Source organism: Pseudorhodoferax sp. Leaf265, assembly GCF_001422365.1.
In the GTDB taxonomy this organism is placed as follows: domain Bacteria; phylum Pseudomonadota; class Gammaproteobacteria; order Burkholderiales; family Burkholderiaceae_C; genus Pseudorhodoferax.
Genome location: NZ_LMMT01000023.1, coordinates 193,489 through 220,110, shown reverse-complemented (window position 1 = coordinate 220,110; position 26,622 = coordinate 193,489). Strand labels below are relative to the sequence as shown.

Below are 26,622 nucleotides of genomic sequence, written 5' to 3'. Positions count from 1 at the left end.
GGCCTCCCGGGTGCTGGCGGGGCGCGCCGGCGTCAGCGCTGCGGCGTGACGCGGTACACGCAGCGCGACGCGCCCGCCAACAGGTGCTGCTCACGCGTGACGCTTGCGCCAGGCCCGACGATCTCCTGGAACAGCTGCAGCTCCGAGCGGCAAAAGCCCTGGCAGCTGCGCGCCGCGGCGCAGATCGGGCAGTGGTCCTCGACCAGCAGCCAGGCGCCGTCGGCCTGGCGTTCCACGCGCGCCATGTAGCCCTCCGCGCTGCGCACTGAGGCCAGTTGCTCCAACCGCTTGCCCGGCGTCTTGCCGGTACAGGCGCGCTGGTACGCCGCGCGCGCCTCGTCCTCGCGCTGCGCGATCAGGCGGTCCAGCCCGGCCTCGCCGAACAGCTGGCGGATGGAGCCGATCAGTTGCACGCTGAGCTGCGCGTGCGTGTCCGGAAAGCGGCGGTGGCCGGCCTCGGTCAGCACCCAGTTCTGGCGCGGCCGGCCCACGCCCGCGGCCGCCTCCTGCTGGCCGGCGACGAGGCCGGCCGCCAGCAGCTTGTGCACCTGCTGGCGTGCGGCCTCGGCCGTCATGTCCAACGCGTGCGCCAGTTGCGCCGTGGAGACCGGGCCGCGCGTCTTGACCTGGAACAGCATGCGCTCGGCCGCCGATGCGGCAACCTGGTTATCCAAGTCATTGCTTGTGGAAGTCATGGGGCTCGGGTTAATATCCAAACAACTACTTTGATAATAAGGCGCACCTGCCGCGCTGTCGAGAACCCCCATGTCCGCTGTCGCTTCTTCCCCCGCCTCGTCTTCCGCCACCGCCTCCTGGGGCGATCTGCTGCGCGGGCGCAACGGCCTGCTGGCCGTCGCGCTGACCGGCGGCGTGGCCCTGCACGCCATCAACGTGCACATCGTGACCACCGTGCTGCCCTCGGTCGTGCAGGACATCGGCGGACTCGACTGGTACGCCTGGAACACCACGCTGTTCGTCGTGGCCTCCATCGTCGGTGCGGCCGTGTCGGTGCGGCTGCTGGCCGCGCGCGGACCGCGCGGCGCCTGCCTGGCGGCGCTCGCGGTGTTCGCGGTCGGCTCGGCCGTCTGTGCAGGCGCGCTGTCCATGCCCTGGATGCTGGCCGGGCGCAGCGTGCAGGGCCTGGGCGGCGGCATGCTGGCCGCGCTGAGCTACGCGCTGATCCGCGTGGTGTTCGCGCCGCCGCTGTGGCCGCGTGCCGTGGCGCTGGTCTCGGGCATGTGGGGCGTGGCCACGCTGTGCGGGCCGGCCGTGGGCGGGCTGTTCGCGCAGGCCGGGCACTGGCGCTGGGCGTTCTGGACGCTGCTGCCGGTGTCGGCACTGCAGGCCGCGCTGGTGGCGGTGCAGCTGCGTGGCCATGGCGCGGCCGGTGGCAAGCCTGCCGTCGCCGTGCGCCAGATCGCGCTGCTGGCGGCTTCGGTGCTGGCCGTCGCAGCGGCCAGCCTGTCGCCGCAGCTGGCCTGGCAGGGTGCGGGCGTGCTGCTGGGCCTGGCGCTCGGCGCGGCCGCCATCGCACTGGACCGGCGCGCGGCCGTGCGCCTGCTGCCGCAGGGCGCGACGGCGCTGGCCTCGCCACTGGGTGCGGTCTACGCTTGCGTGGCGCTGCTGCTGGTCGGCACCACGACCGAGATCTACGTGCCGTACTTCCTGCAGACCCTGCACGGCTATACGCCGTTGGCGGCCGGCTACCTGACGGCGGCGATGGCGGCTGGCTGGAGCGCGGGTTCGCTGCTGTCCTCGGGCCGCGCGGCGGCGCAGGCAGAGTGGCTTTTGCGCGCCGGCCCGGTGCTGTGCACCATCGGCCTGCTGGGCTTGTCCGTGTTGATGCCTGCGGGCGTGGGCGGGGGCCTGCACATGCTGCTGTGCGGCCTCGCGCTGGCCGGCGTGGGTGCCGGCGTGGGCGTCGGCTGGCCGCACCTGCTCACGCGTGTGCTGCGCCTGGCCCCGGCCGGCGAGGGCGGCCTGGCCTCGGCCGCCATCACCACGGTGCAGCTGTACGGCATGGCCATCGGTGCGGCCGTTGCCGGCCTGGTCGCCAACGCGGCAGGGCTCACGGCGCCGGGCGGCATGGCGGGCGGGCAGTCGGCCGCGGTCTGGCTGTTTGCCAGCTTTGCGCTGGCGCCCGCTGCGGCGGCGTGGCTGGCGCGGCGGCTCACCGCCTGAGGGTGCCGGCAAGGCGCCGCAAGCGCCACGTGGGGTGCGCAGGGGCCGTCTGCGCCCGGTTCTGCGGCCTGCATCCGTCCCTCGATGCCGCTTGACCCTCTCGTGGCGGCAGGCTCTACGGTGCCTTCCATCGAGAAAAAGAGGGCGGCATGCAGTTGAAGATTGGCGAGTTGGTGCGGCGCACGGGCCTGACCGTGCGCGCATTGCGTCATTACGACGACATCGGTCTGTTGCAACCCTCGGCGCGGGCGCACAACGGATACCGGCTGTACGGCCGTGACGACATCGCGCGGCTGGTCCGCATGCAGTCGCTGCGGCGCCTGGATGTTTCCCTGGGCGACATCGCCACGTTGCTGGAGCGCGATGGCGGCGGGCTGGGCGATCTGGTGGACCAGCAACTGGCCGCGCTGGAACGCCAGATCCAGCAGGCGACGGCGTTGCGCGGCGTTCTCGCAGGGCTGCAGGCCCAGTTGCACAACAGCACGGAGCCGACCGTGGACCAATGGCTGGTGGCGCTGGAAAGCATGGTCGCCGGCGCGAAGTACTTCAGTGGCGACGGACTCGCCAGGTTGAACGCGCAGGACGGCGCCGCAGCGGATGCCCGTCGGCGCGCCAAAGCCGGGCTGACGGCACGCCTGCAGGCCCTGGTGCTCGCCGGTGCCCGGCCCGACGGCGCGCAGGCGATGGCACTGGCCAGCGAATGGATCGACCTGCTTCTGCAAGAGGCCGATGGCGACGAAGGCCTGCTCATGGACCTGCACGCCATGCACTGGAACGAGCCGGCGCGGCAGTCGCTCACGGGCGTGGGCCAGGCCGGCATGCAGTTCATCTCGCATGCGATGGCCTGTGGCCGCCTGCGACTCTACGCGGCGTGCTGCAGTGCCGATGAGATGGCCGTGCTGCAGCAGCACTATGTCCGGCACACCGACGCCTGGCCGCCGCTGATCCGCGCCGTGCGGGACTGCATGCTGCGTGGCCTGGCGCCGGACAGCGAGGCCATGCGACCGCTCGCGCTGCGGTGGCAGGCACTGGCCCTGGCCAAGGCCGGTGGTGACGCCCGGCTGCAGGCCAAGTTGCAGACCGCATTGCAGAACACGCCCGCGCTGCGCCGCGGCTCGGGCATCGACGCGGCGCTCGCGGCCTACGTCGCCGCAGCCATGCCGATCGCCACCCCGTGACCCACCAGGACGCAGCCATGCATTCGGCGCCATCCACGCTGCCACGCAACACCCGGCATTTCTACAGCGGCAACTTTGCGCCCTTGCGCGAGGAGCTCGAGTTGTCCGCGCTCGCGGTGACGGGCCAGATTCCCGCGCAGCTGTCCGGCGCCCTCTACCGGGTCGGCCCCAATCCGCAGCACGACCCGCGTGACGACCAGTACCACTGGTTCAGCGGCGACGGCATGGTCCACGCCTTCTTTCTCGACAAGGGACAGGTCGCCTACCGCAACCGCTGGGCCCGCACGCCCAAGTGGCAACTGGAGCACCAGGCCGGCCGCGCGCTGTTCGGCTCCTTCGGCAACCCCGCGACCAGCGACCCCGCCGCGCTGGGGCACAACAGCGGCACGGCCAACACCAACGTGCTGTGGCACGGCGGGCGCTTGTTTGCACTGGAAGAATCGCACCAGCCGTTCGAGCTGGACGGCCTCACGCTGGCGTCGAAAGGGCACCAGAGCTTCGGCGGCCAACTGGCCAGCCGGTGCACCGCACACCCCAAGGTCGATGCCGCCACGGGGGAATTGCATTTCTTCGCCTATTCGCCCGAGGGCCCCGGCACGCCCGGCATGCTCTACGGCGTGATGGACAAGGACTGTGCCGTGCAGCAGGTCCAGTCGTTCGACGCGCCGTACGCCAGCATGGCGCACGACTTCATGCTGACACGCCGGCACGTGCTGTTCCCCGTGATGCCGCTGACCACCAGCGTGGAGCGGGCCATGCGCGGCCAGCCGCTGCTGGCCTGGGAGCCGGGCAAGCGCACCCATGTCGGGGTGATGCGGCGCGGCCAATCGACCGATACGCTGCGCTGGTTCGAGGCGCCGGCCTGCCACGTGTTCCATGTGATGAATGCCTGGGATGCGGGCGACAACGGCGACACCGTGGTCGCCTACGTGATGCAGGCCGAGGTCGCACCGGGCCTGCCCGATGCGCAAGGCAGGCCCGGCGACCCCGGGGCCATGGCCGCCCGCCTGTGCCGGTGGACGTTCGACTTGGCGAGCGGCTCGCCGCACTTTCAGCGCGCGTACCTGGACGATCTGGTCGCGGAGTTTCCACGCATCGACGAGCGCTACACCGGCCTGCGCAACCGCTACGGCTTCTACACCTGCCACGCGAGCCCGCGTGCGCGGGACGACGCGCAAAGCGTGTTGTTCGACAGCCTCGCGCGCTTCGACTTCTCGACGGGCCAGCGGCAAACCTACACGCTGCCCGCGGGCGACGTCGTCTCCGAGCCGGTCTTCGTGCCCCGGTCCGCACAGGCCGGCGAAGGCGATGGCTGGTTGCTGGCCGTGGCGTGGCGCGGCCAGCACAACCGCAGCGACCTGCTGGTCCTCGACGCCATGGACATCACGGCAGGGCCGCTGGGCACCGCCCACCTGCCGCACCGGGTGCCATTCGGCTTCCACGGCAACTGGCGGCCGAACACCTGAGCTGCATCGGGGCCAGGCCCTGGGTGGGTCTCAATCCAGCCCGAAGCGCCGCTCGGCCAGGCCGGCCACACCGACATCGATGGCGAGCAGCGCGCCCGCCCACGGCTCGGCGCGCAACTGCGCGCGCGTGAGAAAGCGCCGTGCGGTGGTGATGAACAGGGTGCGCAGGTCCGGGCCGCCGAAGCACACGCAGGTCGGGTTGCTGACGGGCAGCGTGAGCACGCGGTCCACCGTGCCATCGGGCGCGTAGCGCACCACGCGGCCGCCCGCGAAGATGGCGTTCCACACGTAGCCCTGGCTGTCGACGCAGGCGCCATCGGGCCGGTCGCGCTGGGCGCTGTAGTCGACGAAGACCTCGCGCGGCCCCAGCGTGCCGGCGCCCACGTCCAGCCCGAAGCGCCAGGTCGTGTAGCGGCGGGTGTCGGAAAAGTACAGGGTGTCCTCCGACGGCGACAGCGCCACTGTGTTGGACACGACCACGTCGCCGAACTGGCGGTGCACGCGGCCGTCCGGGTCCACACGGTAAAAGCCTCCGTTGCCGCGGGAGAGCTGGTTGTCCATGGTGCCGACCCACAGACGCCCGCGGCTGTCGCAGCGCCCGTCGTTGAGACGGTTGTCCATGCCCACGGGTTCGACCTGGCACAGCGTCTCGCGCGCGCCCGTGCCGAGATCGAAGGTCTCCAGCGCGAGGTCGACGCCCAGCAGCACGCGGCCCGGGCGCCGCAGCAGCGCCAGCGTGCCCAGGTAGCGCTCGTCGAACTGCCAGACGTCGTGCCGACCGCTGGCCGGATGGAAGCGCTGCAGCCGCGCCTGCTCGATGTCCAGCCACAGCAGGCTCTGGGTCTGCTCGCACCACAGCGGGGTTTCGCCGAGCACGTCGCTGCTTGGTACGACGCAGCGCACGCCATCGCTTGTTTGCATGGAATCTCCTGGAAACTATTTTCTGATCTGAAAGACATTCAATTCTGCCGCCTAGAATCGCCGCCAGACTTTGGGAGGAGACGGTTTTGAAGATGAGCAAGCACATGGCGTCCATCCTGTTGCTCGCTGCCAGCGCGGCAGCCACGGCCCAGGACATCCAGGAACGCGTGATCAAGTTCGGCCACGTCAATCCGCAGGGCCACCATCTGTCCATGGGCGTGCAGAAGTTCGCCGAACTGGTGGCGGCGCGCAGCGGCGGCAAGATCACGGTCAAGGAGTTCGCCGCGAGCACGCTGGGCGGTGAGCAGCAGCAGTTCAGCGCCACGCAGGGCGGCGTGCAGGAGATGGTGGTGCTGTCGGCCACGGTCACGGGCGCGTCGGTCAAGGAGTTCACGCTGCTGGACATCCCGTTCTCGTTCACGCGCGGCGAGCAGGCCGATGCGCTGCTGCAGGGGCCGTTCGGCCAGGCGTTGCTGCAGCGGCTGCCTGACAAGAACCTGGTCGGCCTGGGCTTCTGGGAAGCCGGCTTTCGCCAGTTCACCAACAGCCGCCGGCCGGTCCAGACCGTGGAGGACCTGAAGGGCCTGAAGGTCCGCGTGATTCCGAACCCGATGTTCATCGAGAGCTTTGCCGCGCTCGGCACCAACCCCGTGCCCCTGGCCTTCCCCGAGCTGTATGGCGCGCTCGAGTCCAAGGCCATGGACGCGCAGGAGAACCCGTTCGCGATCACGCTGAGCGCCAAGCTGTTCGAGGTGCAGAAGTACCTCAGCGTGACCAACCATGTCTACACCGCGAGCCCGGTGCTGGTCAGCAAGCGCTTCTGGGACAAGCTCAGCGCTGCCGAGCAGAAGATTCTGCAGAACGCCGCCACCGAAGCTGGCGCCTACCAGCGCAAGCTGAGCCGCGACACCTCGGTCGCCGCGCGCAAGGAACTGGAAGGCAAGATGCAGGTCAACGACGTGCCTGCGCCCGTGCTGGCACGCATGCGCGAGCTGACGGCACCGGTGGCCGACAAGTTCGCGGCAAGCTATGACCCGGCGCTGGTCAAGCTCTACCGCGAGGAACTGGACAAGGCCAGGAAGTAGGGCGCCAACGCCGCCAGGCCGTGCACCTCGGCCACTGGCAGCGGCGGCGTCGGCCGCGCGCCATCCGCGTTGAACCAGACCGTGCGCACCCCGAAGCGCGCCGGTCCCAGCACATCCTGTTCCAGCGAATCGCCGACCATCGCGGTCTCGTGCAGCGGCACGCCGGTGGTGGCCTGCACGGCCTGCCAGAAGACCGGCTGGTCCTTGCGTGCGCCGATCTCGGTGAAGCAAAAGATGTGCTGGAAGTGCTGCAGCAGGCCGGCACGCTCCAACGCCAGCGCGATCAGCGGCCGCGTGGACACGCTGGCGTTGGTCGCGATGTGCAAGGGCCAGCGCGCGGCGAGTGCGGCCAGCGTGGCGTGCGCGCCCGGCATCGCCTCGACCTGCGGCCACAGCGCCATGGCACGGTCTTGCGGACCGTCCTCGGACATCAGCGTGCCGCCCCAGTCGAAGCAGATGCAGCGCAGCATCAGCGCGGCAGACCGTGCAGCGGGATGTCCTGTTCGTGCCCCAGCTTTTCCAGCTGCTTGCGCGTGCGCGCGGCGAAGAAGGCCGCCACGGCCTCGTGCGTGGAGCGCGCCAGCATGCCCTTGCGCGAAGCGTCCGCCACGCCGGCAGCCAGGCACAGCGCCTTGGCGAAATGCGGCTCCAGCGCGGCCACGGCCACGCGGCCGTCCTTGCAGGGGTAGACGCGGTAGCCGGCATGCGCACCACCGACCGAGCCCTGCGGTGTGGTGAGGCCCCAGGTGCGCGGCAGCGCGAGGTAGGCCGCGGCATCGGCCAGCGCCACTTCGAGGAACTGGCCCGTGCCCTTGGCCGCGCGCAGCAGCTGGGCCTGCAGCACGGCCTCGCTGGCCGCCAGCGAGCCGCCCATGTCGGCATACAGCGTCGGCGGCAGCTCCAGGCCATTGACCAGGCCGTGCTCGGCCACGTAGGTCAGGTCGTGGCCGGGCTCCTCGGCGCGTTCGCCGGTGGCGCCCACGATGGCCACCTGCGAGAGCTGCGGGTAGAGCTTGTGCAGCTTGCGCCAGCCGAGGTCGAGCTTGGCCAGTGCCGAGGGCCGGAACGAGGTCAGCAACACGTCGGTGCGCGCCAGTTCGCGGTGCAGCGCTTTCTGGCCTGCCTCCAGCTTGAGGTTGGCCTGCAGCACGCGCACGCCGTCGTGCAGGGTGGCGTAGGCGCCCGGCGCGTAGATGGCCATGGGGTCGCCCGGGCCGCCGTCGGGCGCGGGCGGTTCCAGCTTGACGCAGGTCGCGCCCATGGCGCGGCAGCGCATCAGCGCGGCGGGGCCGGGCAGGTTGAGCGCCAGGCTCAGGATGCGCACGCCGGCCAGAGGGCGCGGCGCACGGGCGGGTCGGGTGATGGTGCTGGTCATGCGGAAGAGGGCGGCCGAAAGGGCCGCAATCTACCGCACGCCGGGCAGCAGATCCTCGCGTGTGTGTCGCTCACGCGGCTCGGTGTGCGTCTCCACGGCGCGGTGGTTCAGCAGCTTGGCATAGGTCAGCAGCTGCCGGTCTGCCTGCTGGGCGTCGGCGCGCACGAGCCGGCCGTGGGCCGTCGCCACCGTGGTCGTGCCACGGCTCTGGTCGTCGATGTCGGTGCGGTGGTAGTTGCCGCCCTTCAGGTCGATCTCGGCCTCGCCGAGTGCACGCAGGTACTGCGCCTGCAGCACGGCGCTGCGCGTCTGCGTCACGGTGATGTCCCCCGTGGCACTCGTGCGCTGCACGTTGGTCTGCTGCGCCACGGCGTAGCGGGCCTGGCTGACCTCGGTGAGGTAGCCATTCTGGTTGGTCTTGCTGGACTCGCCTGCGATGCGCAGTTCGAAGTCGGCCAGTCCGCTGAGCAGCGGTGCCACCTGGTTCTGCACCGCCTGTGGTGTGCCGTCCAGCGCCTGCGCCTGGCCATCGTTGGCGCCGTGCAACTGCGCGAAAGCCTGGCGCAGTTGCTCCACGAGTTCGGCACCGATGTGGCCGCGGTCTGCAGCCGCATCGAACTGCGTGAGGTACTGCGCGATGCTGGCCTGGCGCAGCTCCTCGCGCGCGGCTGCCAGCGGCTGGGCGGCGTCCAGGCGCAGCGACAAGTCGCCGGCCGTGCCCTGCATGTCGATGCGTTTCTCGCGCGCATTGGCCTGCAGGCTGAAGCTGCGCAGCGGGTCGTCGGCCCGGGGATTGCGCACCGTGAGTTCGATGGATGACAGCTGCTTGGTGTCGTAGGCCAGCAGGCCGGACAGCTCCAGCTGCGGCTGGTCCGCACGGCCCAGGCCGGCGAGGGCCTTGTCGAAGCCCTCGGCCAGCGCACCCAGGGCCTGGCGCTCGGCGTCGGTCAGCGCGCCGCTGCTGCGCATGTCGACCTGCAGGCCGCCCTGGACCTGGCCCGATCCGCGGTGGACGGCGATGGACAGTTCCACCGTCGCGCCCGACTGCGTGCGGATGCGCAGCTGCAGTGTCACGGCGCTGTCGCGCGCGCTGGCCAGCGCATCGCTGGCCGCCACGCCGCTGGCGTGCTGCACCAGCGTCTGCCGGTAGTCGCCGCCTTGTTCGGCCAGCCGCGTGAGCAGGGCGCCGCCCAGGCCGCGCCACTGCGACGCCAGGCTGCCCGTGCCGTTGGCAGCGTTGCGCTGCATCAGGCTGCTGATCGCGTCGCCGGGCGCGCTGGCCCAGCTGCGGGTCGGGCCGGTCGGGCGGTCGTAGACCGTGGACGCGGGTTCGCTGCGCCCGAGTTGCAGCACGGTGGACGGTGGCGTGGCGGTGGCCTCGGCCACGGGCTGGCGCGCCAGGGCCGCGCTGGCGGGCCATGGCGTGCTGCCGACGGCGGATACGGTGGTCATGCGGGTCGGGCACCTCGGTAGGGGCGGGGCGCCCGGATGGCGGCCCGTTCACGCGGTATCGGCTTTTCCCGCGCTTTCCGTAGCCTGCAGTTCGGCCCATTCGGCGTCCGTGAACAGCCGCGAACGCGTCAGAAAGCGCTGGCCCGTCGGTCCCTCCAGCGAGAACATGCCGCCGCGGCCCGGCACCACGTCGATGATGAGCTGGGTGTGCTGCCAGTATTCGAACTGCGGCCCGCTGATGTAGAACGGCATGCCGCCGATGCTGCCGAGCAGCCGGTCGTAGTCGCCCACGATGAACTCGCCGGCGCCGTAGCACATGGGCGCGCTGCCGTCGCAGCAGCCGCCCGACTGGTGGAACATCAGCGGGCCGTGCCGCGTGCGCAGCTGCGCGATCAGCACCAGCGCGGCCGGCGTTGCGGTGACGCGGTCCACCATGGCATCACCCGAAGACCAGCTTGCCCTTCATCACCGACCAGTGGCCGGGGAAGGAGCAGAAGAAGCTGTAGTCGCCGCCCTTGGTGAGCTTGGCAGTGGAAAAGCTGATCTTGGTGCTCGCGCCGCCACCGATGACCGGCGTGGCGGCGATGACGCGTTCGTCGCCAGGCTTGACGTAGTTTGCCGCCACGCCGGCGTTCATGCCGGCCAGCGCCACCGAGCGCATGGCCGCTGTCTCGGTCAGCACCCAGTTGTGGCCCATGGCCGTGGCCGGCAGCTGGCCGGTGTGCTGGAGCGTCAGCTCGACCGTGGTGCAGTCGGCCGCGACCTTGAGCTCGGCCTGGTCGAACTGCATCTGGTCGGTGGAGCCGATGGTGAGCGCGCAGGTCCTGGCCTGGGCGGCACCGGCCAGCAGCACACCGGCGCATGCGAGGAAGCAGGTTTTCATGGGGGTCATCTCTTACCAATCGACGGGGCAGCCCGTGCAGCCCTCGAAATCCACATCGGAGAACACCGCGAAGCGCAGCTTGGTGCCGCGCATCGACGCATTGCGGAAGGTCGACGTGCTGAACTTGGTCTCCTGCACGTCGGCGCTGTCCAGTCGCGCACCCTCGTAGCGGGTGCCGATGGACCAGGCGCCCGAGAGGTTGGCGGCCGACAGGTCGGCCTGCATGAAGTCGGACTTGCTCATGCGCGCCGATTCGAAGTCCGCGCCGACCAGCCGGGCGCGCACGAAGCGCGCTTGTGCCAGGTAGGCCTTGCCGAACTGCGCGGCCAGCGCGCTGGCGTCGGTGAAGTCCGCGCCGACCAGGTTGGCCGCGCGCAGGTCGGCACGGTCCAGGTTCGCACCGCGGAAGTTCGCGCCCTGCAGGTCCTTGCCGACGAGGTTGGCGAAGCGCAGGTCGGCACCGGCGCATTGCGCGCGCGGGCCGGGGGTGCAGGTCGGCTTGTCGGCAGTCTGCGCTGCAGCACCCAGGGATGCTGCCAGCGCCGCCGCGCCCAGGAGGATGCGAAGCGGCTGCATGCTCAGCTCTTGGGCAGCTTGAACACCCAGAACGAGCCGCCCTGCGTGACGGTCTTGGTCAGGTCGGCCATGTCGCCGCCCCACAGCGGCACGGCGCCGCCGTAGCCCGAGGCGATGCCGATGTACTGCTCGCCGTCCTGCTCCCAGGTGGTCGGGATCGCGATGATCCCCGAGCCGGTCTGGAACTTCCAGAGTTCGTCGCCGTTCTTCGCGTCGAAGACCTTCACGTAGCCGTTCGAGGTGCCCGTCACCACCAGGCCGCCGGCCGTGGCCAGCGTGCCGGCCCACAGCGGATAGACCTCCTTCTTCTCCCAGGCGATCTTGCCGGTCTGCGGGTCCAGCGCGCGCAGCGTGCCCACATGGTCGTCGTGCAGGCGCTTGATGCGGAAACCCATGCCCAGGTAGGCCGATCCGGGCTTGTAGGCCAGGTGCTCGGCCCAGTAGTCCATGCCCCAGTGGTTGGCCGCGATGTAGAACAGGCCAGTCTCGGGGCTGTAGCTCATCGGGTTCCAGTTCTTGCCGCCCAGGAACGGGGGCGAGACGAACACCGATTCGCCCTTGTCCTGGCCCTCGGCCGGCTGCTTGGGCCGCTGGTTCGGGTTCTCGATCGGCCTGCCCGTCTTGAGGTCGAAGCCCTTGGCCCAGGTGATGCCGTCCACGAAGGGGTAGGCCGCCAGCAGCGCCGTGGGCTTGTTCGGGTAGCCCGCGCCGGTCGCCAGCTTGTTCACGTCGGTGACGAAGAAGAAACCGTTGCGGTCGGCATGGGCACCGGCCTTGATGGTCTTGCCGTTCTTGTCCTTGTAGTCGAACAGCACGATCTCGTTGTTGCCCGAGAAGTCCCAGGTGTCGTTGGGCGTGTGCTGGAAGAAGCCCTTGAGCTCGCCCGTGGTCGCATCGACATAGGCCTGGCCCGAGGTGAACAGGCTGTCGTACTTGGACGCGTCGGCGCCGGGCGCCGTGCGCAGGTTGCCGTTCCAGGGCGCGGGGTTGCCGGCGCCGATCACGATGGTGTTGGTCTCGGGGTCGTAGGTCGCGCTCTGCCACGGCGCGCCGCCGCCCTGGCTCCAGGGCTGGACCTTGCCCGTGGCGCTCTTGGGGTCGGCGGGCCACGACGGTGCCTTGGGGTCGCCCGTGTGCGTGCCGGGCTTGCCGTCGAGCCGGCCCTGGTGGCCTTCGACCAGCGGACGCGCCCAGACCTCCTCGCCGGTCTCGGGGTCGCGCGCGAACAGCCAGCCGACCACGCCGAACTCGTCACCCGAGCTGCCGTGGATCAGCAGCACGCGGCCGTTCTTCTCCTTCACGAGCGTGGGCGCGCCGGTCATGGTGTAGCCCACCTTGTGGTCGCCGAACTTCTTGTTCCAGACCACCTTGCCGGTGTCCTTGTTGAGCGCCACGACGCGTGCATCGAGTGTGCCGAAGTAGACCTTGTCGCCGTAGATCGCGGCGCCGCGGTTGACCACGTCGCAGCAGGGGCGGATGTCGTCGGGCAGGCGGTGCTCGTAGGCCCAGAGCTGTTTGCCGGTCTTGGCGTCGAGCGCGAACATGCGCGAGTACGAGGCCGTCACATAGACCACGCCCGCGTGCACCAGGGCCTGCGTCTCCTGGCCGCGCTGCTTCTCGCCGCCGAACGAGAAACTCCAGGCCGGCGTGAGCCTGGCCACGTTGCTGCGGTCGATCTGCTTGAGCGTGGAGAAGCGCTGGCCCTTCAGGCCCATGCCGTAGGACAGCACGTCCTTGGTGCTGGCGTGGTCGTTGGCGATCTCGTCCCAGCTGACGGTGGGGCTGTCGGGCTGCGCGTGGGCGGCCGTGGCCAGCAGCAGGGCTGCGGCGATGGCGATGGTGGTCTTGTGCATGGATGGTCTCCTCGGTGGTTGGACTTGTGTCAATCGGGCTTCTTGGTGTCGACGTAGCTGCGGATGGCCCAGATGGCCTCCTGCGTGAAGATCTCCTTGAACGGTGGCATGTAGACGCGGCCGTCGCGCGTGCGGCCCTGCATCACGGTGGCGAGGAAGTACTGGTCCATCTCGGCCATGCAGGCCTTGTCGGGCTTCTTGGCATCGCCGCAGTCGGCGTTGAGCTTGCGCAGGTCGGGCGCGATGCCGCCGGACTTGGCCTCCAGCCCGTGGCAGCGCGCGCAGTTGGCGTTGTAGGCCGAGCTGCCGATGCGCACGGCCTCGCCGTTGGCAGACGCCTTGCTACCGGTCGGGCTGTAGGGGTTGTCGTCCAGCGGCTTGTCGCCGAGCTGGGGCAGGGTGTGGGTGTCCACGGCCTGCGGGGCCATGTCGCCGTGGGCGAACGCGCTGCCGGCCAGGGCCAGGGCCAGCGCCGCGATCAGGGGGCGTGCGATCTTCATGGGGGTGTCTCGTCGTCGTTCGGGCATGCGGCAGCCCAGCCTGGTGCGCCAGGCGTGGGCACAACGGGGTGTCAGCAGATCAGAAGAAGCCCAGCTTGCTTTCGCTGTAGCTGACCAGGAGGTTCTTGGTCTGCTGGTAGTGGTCCAGCATCATCTTGTGGTTCTCGCGGCCGATGCCCGACTGCTTGTAGCCGCCGAAGGCCGCGTGCGCGGGGTATTGGTGGTAGCAGTTGGTCCACACGCGGCCGGCCTGGATGCCCTTGCCCATGCGGAAGGCGCGGTTCATGTCGCGGCTCCAGACGCCGGCGCCCAGGCCGTACAGCGTGTCGTTGGCGATCGCCAGCGCTTCGTCTTCGTCCTTGAAGGTGGTGACCGAGACCACCGGGCCGAAGATCTCCTCCTGGAAGATGCGCATCTTGTTGTGGCCCAGGAACACGGTCGGCTGCACGTAGTAGCCGCCGGCCAGGTCGCCGTCGAGCTGGGCGCGCGCACCACCGGTCAGCACGGCAGCGCCTTCCTGGCGGCCGATGTCCAGGTAGGAGAGGATCTTCTCCAGCTGCTCGCCCGAGGCCTGCGCGCCGATCATGGTGGCCATGTCCAGCGGGCTGCCCTGCTTGATGGCCTTCACGCGGGCCAGCGCGCGTTCCATGAAGCGGTCGTAGATGGATTCCTGGATCAGCGCGCGGCTCGGGCAGGTGCAGACCTCGCCCTGGTTCAGCGCGAACATCGCGAAGCCTTCGAGCGCCTTGTCGAAGAAGCCGTCGTCCTTGTCGAGCACGTCGGCGAAGAAGATGTTGGGGCTCTTGCCGCCGAGTTCCAGCGTCACGGGGATCAGGTTCTGGCTGGCGTACTGCGAGATCAGCCGGCCCGTGGTGGTCTCGCCCGTGAACGCGATCTTGCCGATGCGGTTGGACGATGCCAGCGGCTTGCCGGCCTCCACGCCGAAGCCGTTCACGATGTTCAGCACGCCGGGCGGCAGCAGGTCGCCGATCAGTTCGGCCAGCACCAGGATGGAGACCGGCGTCTGCTCGGCGGGCTTCAGGACCACGCAGTTGCCGGCGGCCAGCGCGGGTGCCAGCTTCCAGATCGCCATCAGCAGCGGGAAATTCCAGGGAATGATCTGGCCCACGACGCCGATGGGTTCGTGGAAGTGGTAGGCGTAGGTCTCGTGGTCGATCTGGCTGATGCCGCCTTCCTGGGCGCGCACGCAGGCCGCGAAGTAGCGGAAGTGGTCGATGCCCAGCGGCAGGTCGGCGGCCATGGTCTCGCGGATCGGCTTGCCGTTGTCCCAGGTCTCGGCCGTGGCCAGCAGCTCGATGTTCTCCTGCATGCGGTCGGCGATCCTGTTGAGGATGTTGGCGCGCTCCGTGGTGGAGGTCTTGCCCCAGGCGGCCTTGGCCTTGTGTGCGGCGTCCAGCGCCAGTTCGATGTCGGCCGCCTTGGAGCGCGGCACTTCGCAGAACGGCTTGCCCGTGATCGGCGTGATGTTCTCGAAGTACTGGCCGTCCACCGGCTCCACCCAGGTGCCGCCGATGAAGTTGCCATAGCGCTTCTTGAAAGGCACGGCGGTACCGAATTTGCCGGGTTCGAGCATGTCCATTGTTGACTCCGTCTGTCAGTGATGGCCCCGCGACATGCGGTGGCTGGCCTGGACCAGTGCAAGCGGCAGGCCCGGTGGGCCTGGGACAAACACCGAGGGGGTGCTCAGAGGGAGAAGCATGCGGGGCGGACTGGCCTGCCGCGAATTGCGACAGCGCCGGTGCGCAGGCGGCGACGCGTCTGTCGCGGCTTGCGACAGCCGCGGGGTTTGCCTAGTACAGCCGGATCGCCACGTCGAAATGCCAGGTGCGGCGGATCTCCACCACGTCGAAGTCGCGCGCCAGCCGGGGCGGGAAAGCCGGGTAGTTGGCCTGGCCCTGCACGATGCCGCGCACCGCCTCGTCGATGGCCGCGACGCCGCTGGAGCGCACGAAGGTGATGGCCTCCACCGAGCCGTCGCGGCGCACGGCGACCGTCACGACCGGGGGCTGGTGCGGCTGCTGGAGCAGTGCGCGCACCTGCTCGGTGGGCGTGTCGAGTTCGATCTTGCGGCTCCAGGCGTCGCCGTATAGACGCAAGTCTTCGTTCGGATCGCCGCGCGCGAGGTTGCGGCCGCGCCTGGCATGGCTCCAGGACGAGGGCAGGTCGGGCCCCGCGCGCGCCGCGGCTTCGGCGGCGGCGCGCTGGTCGGCCTCGGCGTTCAGCTGCCGGCCGATCGCGCGCAGCCGCTCTTCGCGCTGGGCTTCGTAGGCGCGCGCCGCCTCGCGCTTGGCGGCCTCGCGCTGGGCCGCTTCACTGGCGGCGGAAGCCTGGCGCTGCTCGGCTTGCTGGCGGGCAGCGGCTTCTTGCGCAGCCGCCTGCGCCCGCGCCGCCTCCTCGCGTGCCGCCTCCTGCCGGGCCGCTTCGGCCCTGGCGTTGTCCTGGCGCGCCGCTTCCTGTTGTGCGGCCGCTTGTCGCGCGGCCTCGGCGCGTTCGGCCTGCTGGCGCGCGGCTTCTGCACGAGCGGCTTCTGCACGAGCCGCTTCCTGCCGCGCAGCTTCCTGCCTGGCGGCTTCGGCGCGTGCGGCTTCCTGTCGCGCGGCTTCGGCCCTGGCACTTTCCTGGCGAGCCGCTTCCTGTTGCGCGGCGGCCTGGCGCAGGGTCTCTCGCTGGACCGACTCCTCGCGTGCGGCTTCCTGGCGGGCCGCTTCGGCACGCACGGCCTCCTGGCGCAGGGCCTCCTGCCGGGCGGCCTCGGCCGTCGCGCTCGCCTGGCGCGCGGCCTCCTGCTGCGCGGCGGCCCGGCGTGCGTCTGCGGCACGTTCGGCATCCTGCCGCTCGGCGTCGGCGCGAACGGCCTCCTGGCGCGCAACGTCCTGCCGTTGCTCCTCTTCCCTGGCGCGCTCCTGGCGCTCCGCCTCCTGCTGCGCAGCGGCTTGCCTTGCGGCTTCGGCGCGCGCGGTTTCCTGCCGCACGGCTTGCGCACGCGCAGCCTGCTGGAGCGCAAGCTCCTGTTCCGCGGCAGCGTGTCGCGCAGCCTGCAGCCGCGCTGATTCGGCGGCCTGGGCCGCCTGCTGCGCGACGAGTTGCTGCTCGGCCGCCGCGCGTTCGACCGCGAGCCGGTCCGCTTCGGCCTGCTGCCGGGCGTCTTCCTGCTGCGCGGCCTGGGCGCGCGCAGCCTGTTGACGCTCGGTGTCCTGGTGTTCCAGTGCGGCCAACTGCTCGGCCTGTTGCGCGGCAGCCTCCTGGTGCTCCATCGCCAGGCGAGCCGCCTCGGCCTGCGCTGCCTGCGCTCGGGCAGCCTCCTGTTGCGCTGCCAGCGCCGCTTCGCGTGCCCGTGCCTGAGCGCGCTGGGCTGCCTCCAGGGCAGCCTGGCGGCTGGCCTCGGCCCGCTCTGCCTCCAACCGTTCCGTCTCGGCACGCACGGCCTCGGTGGCCTGCAGACCGGCGTCCCGGCGTTCTGCCGCGTCTTGCGCAGCTGCCTGCTGCGTGGTGTCGCTTCCGGTGTGGACGGATGGCATCGCCAGCACTGCAGTGCCGGGCACCGGTGCCGGCGCGGCAGGTGCGGCAAACGGCGCGGCGGACAGGGAGGGCGCCCGGCGGCCGACGGCGGGCGCCATGTCCGTGCCAGGCGCGGCCGGTGCCGGTGGGCTCGGCGCCGCGGCGGGTTCGAGCACCACGCGCAGCGCGGGCACTTCGCCGCGCCGCTCCTGCCAGGGCAGGCCCAGGCCCGGCAGGCCGAACTCGGCGCTGCCGAAGGTCAGGCTCAGCACCAGCGCGTGCACCAGCAGCGAGCCCAGCACGCCACGCACCAGCCCCGCGCCGGGATGGCGCCGGGGCCACGGCGGCGGGTATGCGATGGAGGGGGAATCCGCTGGGACCGACACGTGCTCTGCTTGCGCGCCCGTGCCATGCGCGCGGGACTGTGGATCAGGCCGCAACTGTAGTCGCAGCCGGTGCGGCCCCCGGGGAAAGCGCTGAGAAGATTCGCGCTTTGCGACACGCTGTGCGCGCGCCGCAGCCCTAGCATGCGGCTCCTACCGGAAAGGCGTCGATGCGAACCTTGCTGCTGCTGTGCCTGCTCGGCCAGCTCCTGCCCGCGCTGGCTGCGGACGATCCTTTGCGCTCGCCGCTGTGGAACGGCATGCGCCAGCGCATGCTCGGCAGCGAGGCCGTGGTGTTCGATGCGCGCGTGCAGGTGGCCATGCCGCACAGTGCGGAAGACCCGATGGCCGTGCCCGTGGAGGTGCGTTTCGACGGTCTGGCCGACGTGGACCAGGTGCGCGTGTTCGCCGACCTGAACCCGATCCCGCAGGTGCTGGACTATTGGCCCGGCCGGGCGGGTGGGGCGCTGGCCCTGCGCATCAAGGTCGAGCAGTCGACGCCGGTGCGTGCGGCCGTGCGCACGCGGGGCGGCACCTGGCACGTGGGCGGCGCCTGGGTGGCGGCCGCGGGCGGGGGCTGCACCATGCCCAGCCAGGGCAGCGGCAATGCGGCCTGGCAGGAGCGACTGGGCGAAGTCTCGGCGCGGCTGTGGCCGCGGCCCGCCGGCGCGAGCCGCTTGCGCCTGCGCGTGGTGCACCCCATGGACACGGGCCTGGCCGGCGGCATCCCGGTGTTCCATGTGGACCGGCTCGCACTGCGCGATGCCGCGGGGCAGGAGCTCGTGCGGCTGCAGCTGCACGAGCCCGTGGCCGAGAACCCCATGCTGAGCGTGGACCTGCAGTACCGCGGTGCCGTGCGCATCGAAGGGCGCGACACGCAGGGCAACCGGATCGCGGCGCAGGTCGTGCCATGAGGCAGATCCGGCAGATCCGCTCCGTGGGGCTGGGGCTCCTGTTGTTCGGCACCGCGGCGTTCGCGCGCGACTTTCCCCAGCCGCAGCGCGTGGCCGATGGCGTCTACGTGCTCGAGGGTGCGCGCGAGCACTTCAGCCGCGCCAATGGCGGCGACATCGCCAACACCGGCTTCATCGGCACGCCGGCCGGTACCGTGGTCATCGACACCGGAGCCTCGCTGCGCTATGGCCAGGCACAACGCGCGGCGGTGCGGGCGGCGACCGGCCACGACGTGGTGCAGGTCTACATCACGCACGCCCACCCCGACCATTTCCTGGGCAACCAGGCCTATGCCGACGTGCCGGTCCAGGCCCTGCCGGCCACGGCCGAGCGCATCGCGCAGGGCGGCGACCAGCTGGCCCAGAACCTCTACCTGCTCGTGGGCAGCGCCATGGCCGGCACCGCGGTGCAGGCGCCTGGCGCGCTGGCCACGCCCACGCCCGATGCGGTGGCGTTCGGCGGCCGCCGGCTGCAGCTGATCGCGCTGCAGGGCCACAGCAGCGCCGATCTCGCGGTCTTCGACGAGGCCACGGGCAGCCTGTTCGCGGGCGACCTGGTGTTCTTCGAGCGTGCACCGACCACGGCCGACGCCGACCTGCCGGCCTGGCTGGACGCGCTGGACCGGCTCGCGCGGCTGCCTGTGCGCGTGCTGGTGCCGGGCCACGGGCCGGTGGTGCGCGGCCCCGAGGCCATCGCCCAGACCCGCGACTACCTGCTCTGGGTGCAACGCACGCTGCGCGAGGCGGCAGCCCAGGGGCTGGACATGAACGAGGTGATGCGGTTGCAGGCGCCCGAGCGGCTGCGCCGGCTCGCGGTGCTGCAGGCCGAGTGGCAACGCACCGTGATGCACCTGTACCCGGCGGTGGAGGCCGGCAGCCTGCCCAGGCTGGGTCACTGACCCGCGAAGCTGTCGCGCAGCAGGGCGCGCCACCAGGCCTGGGCCGCGCGCGCTTCCCGGGCCCGCTGCGCGGCGTCGCCATCGTCAGCGATGCGTTGCTGCAGCGCCGACATGCGGCCGGCCAGCGCGGCGTAGTCGCCGTGCAGTGCGATGGCCTCCTCGGGCGCCAGCAGGCTGTAGCACTGGCTCTGCAGCACAGGGGGAGGCGGCGCCGCCTCTCCACGAAGCGCTGCGCAGATGGCCGCGGCACAGGCCAGCGCGGCGCTGTGGGCCGCCATGGCCGACTTGGGCAAGGGGTAGGCCGCGGCGGCATCGCCCAGCACGTGCACGCCCGCGTGGCGCAGCGAGGCGAAGCTGTCGGCCTGCACCGGACACCAGCCGGTCTCGTCCACCAGGTCGGCCGCGTGGCACGGCGCAGCGGCCTGCTGGGCCGGGATGATGCAGGCCAGGTCGGGCCGCAGGCGTTCGCCGCCGGCCAGGCGCACCTCGCCGCGTGCCGTGTCCACCGCCACGACCTCGCCACCCTGGGCGCGCGGCCACCATTCCACGCTGCCGGGCAGCCGCCCCCAGGCGCGCTGGAACAGCGGGCGCAGGCTGAAGTCGTCCTTGGCGTCGGCGACGAGCAGCTTGGCACGCCGCCCCCGCAGCGCCCAGGCGAACAGGCTGGCGCGCTCGTAGGGCCCGGGCGGGCAGCGGTAGGGATGGGCCGGCACGCCGATCAGCACGGTCGCGCCGTCGCGCAGCGCCGCGAAGCGCTGGCCCAGGGCCCGCATCGATGCGTCGCCGAGCCAGCCATGCGGCATCCGCGCACTGTTGCCTGCGTCCAGGCCCGCGATGCCGTCCCACACCAGGTCGATGCCGGGCGCCAGCACCAGCCGGTCGGCCGCGTGCCAACGGCCCATGCCGTCGCGCACGCGCAACCGCACGGGGTCGAGTTCGGCGATGGCCTCGGCGCGCCAGTCCACGCCCAGTGCCGCCAGCCCGGCCGGGCTGGCGGACACCGCCGCCGGATCGCGCAGGCCGGCCAGCATGGCGTTGGCCATCGGCCCGGCCACGAAGCGGCGCCGCGGCTCGAACAGCAGCACCTGCAGCCGCGGCCACAGCCGCTTGAGCGCGCCGGCGCAGCTGGCCCCGGCAAAGCCGCCGCCGACCACGACCACGCGTGCGCCGGCCGACGCGTGCGCACTGAAGGCCGGCCCGGCGCTGCACAGCGCGGCCGCCTGGCGCAGGATGCGCCGGCGTTGAAGATCCATCGCCATGGCGCCAGCCTAGCTGCGGCGCCGCCGCAGTGCGACCCGGGGAAAGCGACAGGAAAATTCGCAACTTGCGACAAACCGGCCAGGGCCTCGCCCGCTACGATGCCAGCCCGGACCTTGCACAACGGAGACACGCCATGACGGACGCCCCCGCCCCGGCCCACCCGCTCGACGGGTGCGATCCGATCGCCCTGGCCCGCGAACTGTTCTTCCGCCAGGGCCGCGAGGCCACCGGCGTCGCCGAGCCCATCGCGCGTTCCTGGCAGCGCAGCCGGCACCTGCCCTGGCAGCACCCGCAGCTCGAGCCGATCACGCAGGGCGAACTCGACGAACGGCGCGAGCAGTCGCTGCGCCTCTTGGCCTGTGCCCAGCCCGAGCTGGACGGCCTGGCCGAGCACGCCGCCGGCAACGGCTGCGTGGTGATCCTGACCGATGCGAGCGGGCTGATCCTGCACGAGATCGGCAGCCCGGATTTCCTGCCCAAGGCCGAACGCATCGCGCTCAAGCCGGGCGTGGAGTGGTCCGAAGGCCTGCGCGGCACCAATGCGATCGGCACAGCCCTGGTCGAGCGCCATGCCGTGATGGTGCTGGGCGGCGAGCACTACCTGGCGCCCTATGCCCAGCTCGGCTGCGCCGCCGCGCCCATCCTGGACGGCCGCGGCGCGGTGGCCGGCCTGCTGGACATCTCGGGCGACACGCAGCGCGTGAACCAGCACGCGCTGGGCCTGGTGCGCATGTCGGCCCAGCAGGTCGAGCACCGCATGCTGCTGGCCGGTGCCCACGGCCACGTGCTGCGCTTCCATGCCCGGCCCAGCCTGATCGGCACGCCGCGCGAAGCCATGCTGGTCATCACCGACGGCCGCATCGCCGCTGCCAACCGGCTCGCGCTGGAGCTGTTCGAGAGCGACTGGGCCGGCCTGCTGGACCGCGACATCCGCGACCTGCTGGGCCGCGACTGGGGCCGGCTGGAGCACCAGCGCGGCCTGTTGACCCTGCCCGGCGGCCGCCAGATCGCGGGCGTGGTCGAGCGCCTGGGCGCGCCGCTGCATGCGGCGCCGCGCCGCCGCGCCAGCGAGGCCCAGGACGTCGGCCCCGATGCCGACCCCGTGGCGCCGCTGCTGGCCAAGGCCGCGCGCGTGCTCGACCAGGGCGTGCCCGTGCTCGTGACCGGCGAGACCGGCAGCGGCAAGGACGTGTTTGCGCGCCGCCTGCATGCGGCCAGCCGGCGCAGCGCCGGCCCGTTCGTGGCGCTGGACTGTGCCTCGCTGCCGGAGAACCTGATCGAGGCCGAACTGTTCGGTTACGAGGACGGCGCCTTCACCGGCGCGCGCAAGCGCGGCAGCCCGGGCCGCGTGCGCGAGGCCGATGGTGGCATCCTGTTCCTGGACGAGATCGGGGAGATGCCGATCGGACTGCAGAGCCGGCTGCTGCGCGTGCTGGAGAACCGCGTGGTGGTGCCGCTCGGCGGCGGCCGGCCCGTGGCGGTGGATTTCGACCTGGTCTGCGCCACGCACCAGAGCCTGCAGGCCATGGTGCAGGCCGGCCGTTTCCGGGCCGACCTGATGTACCGGCTGGCCGGCTTCACGGCCAGTGTGCCGGCGCTGCGCGAACGGGCCGACCGGCGCGCGCTCATCGCGCGGCTGTTCGACGAACTCGGTGGCCAGCAGCGCCGCCTGCGGCTGCGCGAAGAGGTGCTGGACCGGCTCGCCGCGCACAGCTGGCCCGGCAATGTGCGTGAGCTGCGCAGCGTGCTGAAGTCGCTGGTGGCGCTGGCGGAGGAGGGCGACCAGGTGGGCCTGGACGAATTGCCGGCTTCCCTGCGCGACGCCATGCCGGTCCCTGCAGCGCCGGCGCTGCCTGCCGAAGCGTTCGACCGGCCGCTTGCGGGGACGGAGTCCCTGCGCGATGCCACCCGGTCGGCGATCGCGCAGGCGCTGGAGGTCAGTGGCAACGATGTGGCGCAGGCGGCGCGTCTGCTGGGCGTGCACCGCAGCACGGTGTACCGGCATCTGGCGCGGCGGCAGCCGTAGCACGGGCGGAAAACGGGGTCTGCTTCAAACCCCGAGTAGGCACAGGGCCGCAGGGTGGCTGCCCAGGGTTCTGCCTCAAACCACGAGTGCTGCCTCGTGGTTTGAGGCAGGAGTCCTCAGGCTGCGAGCGGGCCCTCGACCACGGGCATGTGCGGGCGGCGCAGCACATGCACGGTCTTGGTCTTGGTGTCGTAGATGAAGTCGGAGATCAGCCGGCGCTCCTTGAGCACATCCAGCGCTTCCAGCAGGTTGCGGCGAAAGCCCGACAGGCAGGTCGCGGTCGATCCGCTGAGGCCGAACAGGGTCTCGACCTTGTAGGGAAACGGTGTCTCGTGGGTGCTGAAGAAGCCGTAGATCCATTGCGCCAGCGGCGTCAAGCCCAGGCGCTCCTCGCCATTGAGCAAGGTGAAGGCATCGGGCTGGAACAGCTCCAGGATGTTGGGGTCGAGGTAGAGCCGCCACTTCTCGCGCGACTTGGAGCCCGCATCCGACCACTCCAGCCGCATGATCAGGTTGCCCGAGAAGCCTTTGCCGTTGGGCTTGTCGACCCAGACCGAGCCTTCGCGCATGCGGGCGATGGAATCGCGCAGGCGCTTGTAGGTGTCGCCGCTGTTGCCCCAGCCGATGGCCACGCCCAGCGAGCTGGCCGAGACCTCCACCTGGTCGCCGATGGGCTGCATGCGGGCCAGGTGGACGACCTGCAGCCACACGGTGAGGTCGTCCTGGCGCAGTTCCTTGCCGGTGTAGCGGATCTCCTGGCCGGCCACCGAGACGATGACCTGGCGGTCGAAGCTGCGGCGCGGCTTGCGCTTGTCTGCACAGGTGAACAGGGCCGAGCGGGCCAGTGCATTGGGCGCACCACGCACGCGTTCGCCCCACAGCGGCAGTTGGGTCGGCCCGGCGAGGAGCATGCCGTGGGACTTGCGTTTGGACTTGGGAAGAGTGGCGAGGTCGGTCATCGGGCCGCGACGATAGCAGCCGCCTGTCGTCGCTTGAGGCAGGAGTCTCGTGGTTTGAATCAAGCTGTTCGTGTCTTGAGACAGCCTGTGGTGTCGACCAGCCCGCGTGCGGGCCGCCTGGAAGCCCGATCTGTCGTCGGTTGAGGCAGGCTTGGGGCGAACCAGGGCGACAAGCGGGCTGGATCGTGGTTTGAAGCAGGCCTGCCTGTCGTGGTTTGACGCCGGTTCGAAGACCTGCCGTTGTCGTGGTTTGAGACCGTTTCTTGCGCACCCGATCGCGCATGCCCACGCGCCAGAAACCGCCCGGGGCAAGCCCCGGACCCCTTCCGCCATCGATTCCGGCAAGCCGAAATCGACGGCGGCTGCGTTTGCGGATTAAGAATTTGATTAATAAGAAAGGATTAGAGACCGATTAAAGAGTGATTAGCGGGGTGCCAATACTTTTGCAAGTCATTGATTGCAATGAGAAATTTAGAAGGCCTTCCGATTCATTCGCCGAGTTGCTGCGCCTCATCCGACGAGTGCGTCCGCTTCATCCCGCGATGGGGCCAGCGTCATCCCACGACGCGAGCTGATTCATCTGCCGAAGGACGGTGCGCGCTGTGGCGTGATTCAAACCCCGACAGGCAAGTACAGGGAGCGTGCCTCAAACCACGAGGTGCTTGCTGCCCCAGGCGTGCTTCATGCCACGAGAGTTGCTCTGCGACAGCGTGCGTCAAACCACGAGCACAGGTTGCCGTACCGGCGCCTGCGGCGATTCGTGGTTTGAGACAGCAGGCGCTCACCGTGCTCCTGGGCCTGCTCAGCGCACCCGCGCGGCGTAGCCGCTGTCGATCCAGGCCTCGGCCCTGTCCGCGCTGAGCTTGAAATCGGCCGCGACGCGGGCCTGGCCCAGGGTCTCGCCCGATTCGTCCTGCGCCGTCAGCACCGCATAGGGGTACTCCTCGTCCGGCACGATGGTCAGGGCCACGCGGATGCGCTCGGAGCCCGCGCCCACGCTCACCTCCTTGTGCAGCCGCGCATGCAGTTGCTGCTCGTGCCGGCGCAGCACCTCGGCCGCAGTCTTCACCAGCGTGTGGAAGGCCGCAGCGTCCAGCGGCTTGGGGTTCTTCTTGTCGCGGCCCATGGTCCAGGGGCCGACCAGGGCCGGCTCGGCCTCGCCACGCAAGGTCATGGACACGGCCCAGCCGTCGTCGTCCTCGTTCTTGATGACTTCGGCGGTCCAGCGCTCGTCACGCCACAGGCGGGCTTGCTGGACTGGGCCGTCGGCCGCGGGAGAAAGTGCTTCGTCGTTCATCGCGGCATTGTCCGGCCCCGGCTGCTGCATCCGCGCGCACATGACCGGCATCAACTTTGACCAAGGTCAAGACCATTGTGTTGATTGCAACGCATGATCCGGAGGTGTTCCCGGCGACGGTGATGCGTAGAAGAATGCAAGGTCGCTCCTTGTCCCCGTGTACCGTGCTTTGTGGCCTTATGGGCAACGAATGCAGGCACGCGGGCTTCTCCGGTTGGTAGCAACAAGGCATACATGAACAAACTCAAGATCTCCTCGCGCCTGGCTCTTCTGATCGGCATCCTCGTGGTGCTGATGGGGGGCATCGGCGCCATCGGTCTGCTGGGCATGGGCCGCACCAACGCAGCCTTCGAAACCGTCTTCCACGATCGCATGGAGCCGCTGCACGAGCTGGCCGAGGTCCAGCGGCTGACGCTGCGCAACCGCATGGAAGCCACCAGCGCACTGGTCGACCAGCGCACCGACGCCACGCGCGCGCGGCTGCAGAGCATGGAGGCCAACACGCGCGAGATCGACAGGCACTGGAAGCGCTACATGGCCTCGGCCATGACCGCCGAGGAAGCCGAGATGGCCAAGGCCTTCGAGGCCGCGCGCGCACGCTTCCTGGCCGAAGGCCTGCTGCCGATGGAAGAGGCCCTGCTGGCCAGCCGCTACGAGGAGGCGCGCCGCATCAATGACGACAGGCTCGCGCCCCTGTACGAGGAGGTGCGCAAGCCCATCGTGGCGTTGGTGCAGGTGCAGTTCGACGAAGGGCTCAAGGAGTTCAACGCCTCGCACAGCCGCTACGAGGCGGTGCGCACCGCCACGCTGGTCCTGCTGGTGGCTGGCGTGCTGTTCGCGCTGGTCTTCGGCGTGGCGCTGGTGCGCGGCATCGCGCGGTCGCTGCGCAACGCGGTGGAGGTCTCCGGCGCCATCGCCGGCGGCGACCTCACGCGGGCGCTGGACGTGCGTGGGCGCGACGAGGTGGCGCTGTTGCTGCAGTCGCTGGCCGCCATGCAGGGCAACCTGGTGCAGATCGTCGACCGCGTGCGCCAGGGCTCGAATGCGGTGTCCAACGCCAGCGCCGAGATCGCGCAGGGCAACCAGGATCTGTCGAGCCGCACCGAAAGCCAGGCCAGCGCGCTGCAGCAGACGGCCGCGAGCATGGAGCAGCTCAGCGCCACCGTGCGCCAGAACGCCGACAGCGCGCGCGAAGGCGATGCGCTGGCCCGCGGCGCCTCCGGCGTCGCCGAGCGCGGCGGCGCAGTCGTGGGGCGGGTGGTCAGCACCATGCAGGGCATCGACGAAAGCGCGCGCCGGATGGCCGAGATCATCTCGGTCATCGACGGCATCGCGTTCCAGACCAACATCCTGGCGCTCAACGCCGCCGTGGAGGCTGCGCGCGCGGGCGAGCAGGGCCGCGGCTTCGCGGTGGTGGCCGGCGAGGTGCGCGGCCTGGCCCAGCGCAGCGCGCAGGCGGCCAAGGAGATCAAGGGCCTGATCACCGAGAGCGTGGACCGGGTCGCGCAGGGCAGTGCGCTGGCCGACGAGGCCGGCCGCACCATGCAGGAGGTGGTGGCCAGCATCCGCCGCGTGACCGACCTGATGGCGCAGATCAGCGCCGCCAGCGGCGAGCAGAGCGATGGCGTGGTGCAGATCGGCGAGGCGGTGCAAAACATGGACCAGGCCACCCAGCAGAACGCCGCCCTGGTCGAGCAGATGGCGGCGGCTGCCGCCAGCCTGCGCAGCCAGGCGCGCGAGCTGGTCCAGACAGTCTCGGTGTTCCGCACCGGTGCGGCCGTGCCCGCGCTCCACGCTCCCCGCTGACCGATGGTGCACATGCATCCCGAAGCCCAGGGGGAACAAGGCATCCTGTC

Annotated in this window: 23 protein-coding genes; 8 read left to right on the top strand and 15 right to left on the bottom strand. The window is 70.7% G+C overall.

The annotated features are described in order from the left end of the window. Positions 1 to 32: 32 nt before the first annotated feature. Complete coding sequence (locus ASF45_RS19575) at positions 33 to 695, bottom strand: metalloregulator ArsR/SmtB family transcription factor (protein ID WP_056666439.1); 663 nt, start codon at positions 693 to 695, stop codon at positions 33 to 35. Between the two features lie 70 nt (positions 696 to 765). Here ASF45_RS19575 and ASF45_RS19570 point away from each other — a divergent pair, with 70 nt between their 5' ends. The 3 genes from ASF45_RS19570 to ASF45_RS19560 all read left to right on the top strand — a co-directional run bounded on the left by ASF45_RS19570 (position 766) and on the right by ASF45_RS19560 (position 4,825). Then, entirely contained in the window at positions 766 to 2,181 is a 1,416-nt protein-coding gene (locus ASF45_RS19570; protein ID WP_056666437.1) for an MFS transporter, read from the top strand. A gap of 149 nt (positions 2,182 to 2,330) precedes the next feature. Beyond that, positions 2,331 to 3,359 carry a MerR family transcriptional regulator gene (locus ASF45_RS19565; RefSeq protein ID WP_056666434.1) on the top strand — a complete coding sequence of 343 codons (1,029 nt, stop codon included), beginning with the start codon at positions 2,331 to 2,333 and terminating at the stop codon, positions 3,357 to 3,359. 17 nt (positions 3,360 to 3,376) lie between these two features. Then, complete coding sequence (locus ASF45_RS19560; RefSeq protein WP_056666431.1) at positions 3,377 to 4,825, top strand: carotenoid oxygenase family protein; 1,449 nt, start codon at positions 3,377 to 3,379, stop codon at positions 4,823 to 4,825. A gap of 30 nt (positions 4,826 to 4,855) precedes the next feature. Here the strand turns inward: ASF45_RS19560 and ASF45_RS19555 are convergent, their stop codons facing one another. Further along, positions 4,856 to 5,746 carry an SMP-30/gluconolactonase/LRE family protein gene (locus ASF45_RS19555; RefSeq protein WP_056666429.1) on the bottom strand — a complete coding sequence of 297 codons (891 nt, stop codon included), beginning with the start codon at positions 5,744 to 5,746 and terminating at the stop codon, positions 4,856 to 4,858. A gap of 92 nt (positions 5,747 to 5,838) precedes the next feature. On the opposite strand from ASF45_RS19555, the gene ASF45_RS19550 reads away from it, so the two are divergent. Then, positions 5,839 to 6,831 (top strand): TRAP transporter substrate-binding protein, encoded by a 993-nt coding sequence (locus ASF45_RS19550; protein WP_056667024.1) that lies wholly within the window; start codon positions 5,839 to 5,841, stop codon positions 6,829 to 6,831. Here ASF45_RS19550 and ASF45_RS19545 read toward each other — a convergent pair. From ASF45_RS19545 to ASF45_RS19500, 10 genes are all read right to left on the bottom strand, one after another. Next, positions 6,798 to 7,301 (bottom strand): HAD family hydrolase, encoded by a 504-nt coding sequence (locus ASF45_RS19545; RefSeq protein WP_056666426.1) that lies wholly within the window; start codon positions 7,299 to 7,301, stop codon positions 6,798 to 6,800. The genes ASF45_RS19550 and ASF45_RS19545 overlap by 34 nt on opposite strands. Further along, a complete protein-coding gene (locus ASF45_RS19540; protein ID WP_056666423.1) occupies positions 7,301 to 8,206 on the bottom strand; it encodes a CoA transferase in 906 nt (301 codons plus the stop codon). Before ASF45_RS19540 ends, ASF45_RS19545 begins: the two co-directional genes overlap by 1 nt. A gap of 30 nt (positions 8,207 to 8,236) precedes the next feature. Beyond that, positions 8,237 to 9,658, bottom strand: coding sequence for a hypothetical protein (locus tag ASF45_RS19535; RefSeq protein ID WP_056666420.1), 1,422 nt, complete (start codon positions 9,656 to 9,658; stop codon positions 8,237 to 8,239). Between the two features lie 48 nt (positions 9,659 to 9,706). Then, positions 9,707 to 10,093, bottom strand: coding sequence for a DUF779 domain-containing protein (locus ASF45_RS19530; RefSeq protein WP_056666417.1), 387 nt, complete (start codon positions 10,091 to 10,093; stop codon positions 9,707 to 9,709). A gap of 4 nt (positions 10,094 to 10,097) precedes the next feature. Next, a complete protein-coding gene (azu, locus tag ASF45_RS19525; RefSeq protein WP_056666414.1) occupies positions 10,098 to 10,541 on the bottom strand; it encodes an azurin in 444 nt (147 codons plus the stop codon). A 12-nt stretch (positions 10,542 to 10,553) separates the two neighbouring features. Continuing rightward, entirely contained in the window at positions 10,554 to 11,117 is a 564-nt protein-coding gene (locus tag ASF45_RS19520; RefSeq protein ID WP_056666410.1) for a pentapeptide repeat-containing protein, read from the bottom strand. 2 nt (positions 11,118 to 11,119) lie between these two features. Further along, on the bottom strand, positions 11,120 to 12,970 hold the full coding sequence (locus tag ASF45_RS19515) for a methanol/ethanol family PQQ-dependent dehydrogenase (protein WP_056666407.1): 1,851 nt from the start codon (positions 12,968 to 12,970) through the stop codon (positions 11,120 to 11,122). A gap of 29 nt (positions 12,971 to 12,999) precedes the next feature. Then, positions 13,000 to 13,470, bottom strand: coding sequence for a cytochrome c-550 PedF (gene pedF, locus ASF45_RS19510; RefSeq protein WP_056666404.1), 471 nt, complete (start codon positions 13,468 to 13,470; stop codon positions 13,000 to 13,002). A 79-nt stretch (positions 13,471 to 13,549) separates the two neighbouring features. Continuing rightward, positions 13,550 to 15,070 (bottom strand): aldehyde dehydrogenase, encoded by a 1,521-nt coding sequence (gene adh, locus ASF45_RS19505; protein WP_056666401.1) that lies wholly within the window; start codon positions 15,068 to 15,070, stop codon positions 13,550 to 13,552. A gap of 211 nt (positions 15,071 to 15,281) precedes the next feature. Further along, a complete protein-coding gene (locus ASF45_RS19500; RefSeq protein ID WP_156473100.1) occupies positions 15,282 to 17,291 on the bottom strand; it encodes a TonB C-terminal domain-containing protein in 2,010 nt (669 codons plus the stop codon). A gap of 251 nt (positions 17,292 to 17,542) precedes the next feature. On the opposite strand from ASF45_RS19500, the gene ASF45_RS19495 reads away from it, so the two are divergent. Both ASF45_RS19495 and ASF45_RS19490 read left to right on the top strand, forming a co-directional pair. Beyond that, positions 17,543 to 18,286 (top strand): quinoprotein dehydrogenase-associated SoxYZ-like carrier, encoded by a 744-nt coding sequence (locus ASF45_RS19495; RefSeq protein ID WP_056666395.1) that lies wholly within the window; start codon positions 17,543 to 17,545, stop codon positions 18,284 to 18,286. After that, positions 18,283 to 19,224 (top strand): quinoprotein relay system zinc metallohydrolase 1, encoded by a 942-nt coding sequence (locus ASF45_RS19490; protein WP_056666392.1) that lies wholly within the window; start codon positions 18,283 to 18,285, stop codon positions 19,222 to 19,224. The genes ASF45_RS19495 and ASF45_RS19490 overlap by 4 nt, the downstream gene beginning before the upstream one ends. Here the strand turns inward: ASF45_RS19490 and ASF45_RS19485 are convergent. Next, the gene (locus tag ASF45_RS19485; protein WP_156473099.1) at positions 19,218 to 20,483 is read right to left on the bottom strand and encodes an FAD/NAD(P)-binding oxidoreductase; all 1,266 of its coding nucleotides are present in this window, start codon (positions 20,481 to 20,483) and stop codon (positions 19,218 to 19,220) included. The genes ASF45_RS19490 and ASF45_RS19485 overlap by 7 nt on opposite strands. Positions 20,484 to 20,617: 134 nt before the next feature. On the opposite strand from ASF45_RS19485, the gene ASF45_RS19480 reads away from it, so the two are divergent. Beyond that, positions 20,618 to 22,510: a sigma-54-dependent Fis family transcriptional regulator gene (locus tag ASF45_RS19480; protein ID WP_056666386.1), complete on the top strand. Its 1,893-nt coding sequence runs from the start codon at positions 20,618 to 20,620 to the stop codon at positions 22,508 to 22,510. A 116-nt stretch (positions 22,511 to 22,626) separates the two neighbouring features. Here ASF45_RS19480 and trfA read toward each other — a convergent pair whose 3' ends face one another. Together trfA and ASF45_RS19470 are read right to left on the bottom strand one after the other, a co-directional pair. Further along, entirely contained in the window at positions 22,627 to 23,469 is an 843-nt protein-coding gene (trfA, locus tag ASF45_RS19475) for a plasmid replication initiator TrfA (protein ID WP_056666384.1), read from the bottom strand. Between the two features lie 802 nt (positions 23,470 to 24,271). Continuing rightward, complete coding sequence (locus ASF45_RS19470) at positions 24,272 to 24,766, bottom strand: hypothetical protein (RefSeq protein ID WP_056667021.1); 495 nt, start codon at positions 24,764 to 24,766, stop codon at positions 24,272 to 24,274. 234 nt (positions 24,767 to 25,000) lie between these two features. Between ASF45_RS19470 and ASF45_RS19465 the strand changes: the two genes are divergently transcribed. Further along, positions 25,001 to 26,572, top strand: coding sequence for a methyl-accepting chemotaxis protein (locus ASF45_RS19465; protein WP_056666381.1), 1,572 nt, complete (start codon positions 25,001 to 25,003; stop codon positions 26,570 to 26,572). The last annotated feature ends 50 nt before the right edge of the window (positions 26,573 to 26,622 follow it).

Excerpts from the sequence above, each read along its gene's own strand:
- ASF45_RS19575 (WP_056666439.1), bottom strand. The coding sequence starts at position 695 with ATGACTTCCACAAGCAATGACTTGGATAACCAGGTTGCCGCATCGGCG.
- ASF45_RS19570 (WP_056666437.1), top strand. The coding sequence starts at position 766 with ATGTCCGCTGTCGCTTCTTCCCCCGCCTCGTCTTCCGCCACCGCCTCC.
- ASF45_RS19565 (WP_056666434.1), top strand. The coding sequence starts at position 2,331 with ATGCAGTTGAAGATTGGCGAGTTGGTGCGGCGCACGGGCCTGACCGTG.
- ASF45_RS19560 (WP_056666431.1), top strand. The coding sequence starts at position 3,377 with ATGCATTCGGCGCCATCCACGCTGCCACGCAACACCCGGCATTTCTAC.
- ASF45_RS19555 (WP_056666429.1), bottom strand. The coding sequence starts at position 5,746 with ATGCAAACAAGCGATGGCGTGCGCTGCGTCGTACCAAGCAGCGACGTG.
- ASF45_RS19550 (WP_056667024.1), top strand. The coding sequence starts at position 5,839 with ATGAGCAAGCACATGGCGTCCATCCTGTTGCTCGCTGCCAGCGCGGCA.
- ASF45_RS19545 (WP_056666426.1), bottom strand. The coding sequence starts at position 7,301 with ATGCTGCGCTGCATCTGCTTCGACTGGGGCGGCACGCTGATGTCCGAG.
- ASF45_RS19540 (WP_056666423.1), bottom strand. The coding sequence starts at position 8,206 with ATGACCAGCACCATCACCCGACCCGCCCGTGCGCCGCGCCCTCTGGCC.
- ASF45_RS19535 (WP_056666420.1), bottom strand. The coding sequence starts at position 9,658 with ATGACCACCGTATCCGCCGTCGGCAGCACGCCATGGCCCGCCAGCGCG.
- ASF45_RS19530 (WP_056666417.1), bottom strand. The coding sequence starts at position 10,093 with ATGGTGGACCGCGTCACCGCAACGCCGGCCGCGCTGGTGCTGATCGCG.
- azu (WP_056666414.1), bottom strand. The coding sequence starts at position 10,541 with ATGAAAACCTGCTTCCTCGCATGCGCCGGTGTGCTGCTGGCCGGTGCC.
- ASF45_RS19520 (WP_056666410.1), bottom strand. The coding sequence starts at position 11,117 with ATGCAGCCGCTTCGCATCCTCCTGGGCGCGGCGGCGCTGGCAGCATCC.
- ASF45_RS19515 (WP_056666407.1), bottom strand. The coding sequence starts at position 12,970 with ATGCACAAGACCACCATCGCCATCGCCGCAGCCCTGCTGCTGGCCACG.
- pedF (WP_056666404.1), bottom strand. The coding sequence starts at position 13,470 with ATGAAGATCGCACGCCCCCTGATCGCGGCGCTGGCCCTGGCCCTGGCC.
- adh (WP_056666401.1), bottom strand. The coding sequence starts at position 15,070 with ATGGACATGCTCGAACCCGGCAAATTCGGTACCGCCGTGCCTTTCAAG.
- ASF45_RS19495 (WP_056666395.1), top strand. The coding sequence starts at position 17,543 with ATGCGAACCTTGCTGCTGCTGTGCCTGCTCGGCCAGCTCCTGCCCGCG.
- ASF45_RS19490 (WP_056666392.1), top strand. The coding sequence starts at position 18,283 with ATGAGGCAGATCCGGCAGATCCGCTCCGTGGGGCTGGGGCTCCTGTTG.
- ASF45_RS19485 (WP_156473099.1), bottom strand. The coding sequence starts at position 20,483 with ATGGCGATGGATCTTCAACGCCGGCGCATCCTGCGCCAGGCGGCCGCG.
- ASF45_RS19480 (WP_056666386.1), top strand. The coding sequence starts at position 20,618 with ATGACGGACGCCCCCGCCCCGGCCCACCCGCTCGACGGGTGCGATCCG.
- trfA (WP_056666384.1), bottom strand. The coding sequence starts at position 23,469 with ATGACCGACCTCGCCACTCTTCCCAAGTCCAAACGCAAGTCCCACGGC.
- ASF45_RS19470 (WP_056667021.1), bottom strand. The coding sequence starts at position 24,766 with ATGAACGACGAAGCACTTTCTCCCGCGGCCGACGGCCCAGTCCAGCAA.
- ASF45_RS19465 (WP_056666381.1), top strand. The coding sequence starts at position 25,001 with ATGAACAAACTCAAGATCTCCTCGCGCCTGGCTCTTCTGATCGGCATC.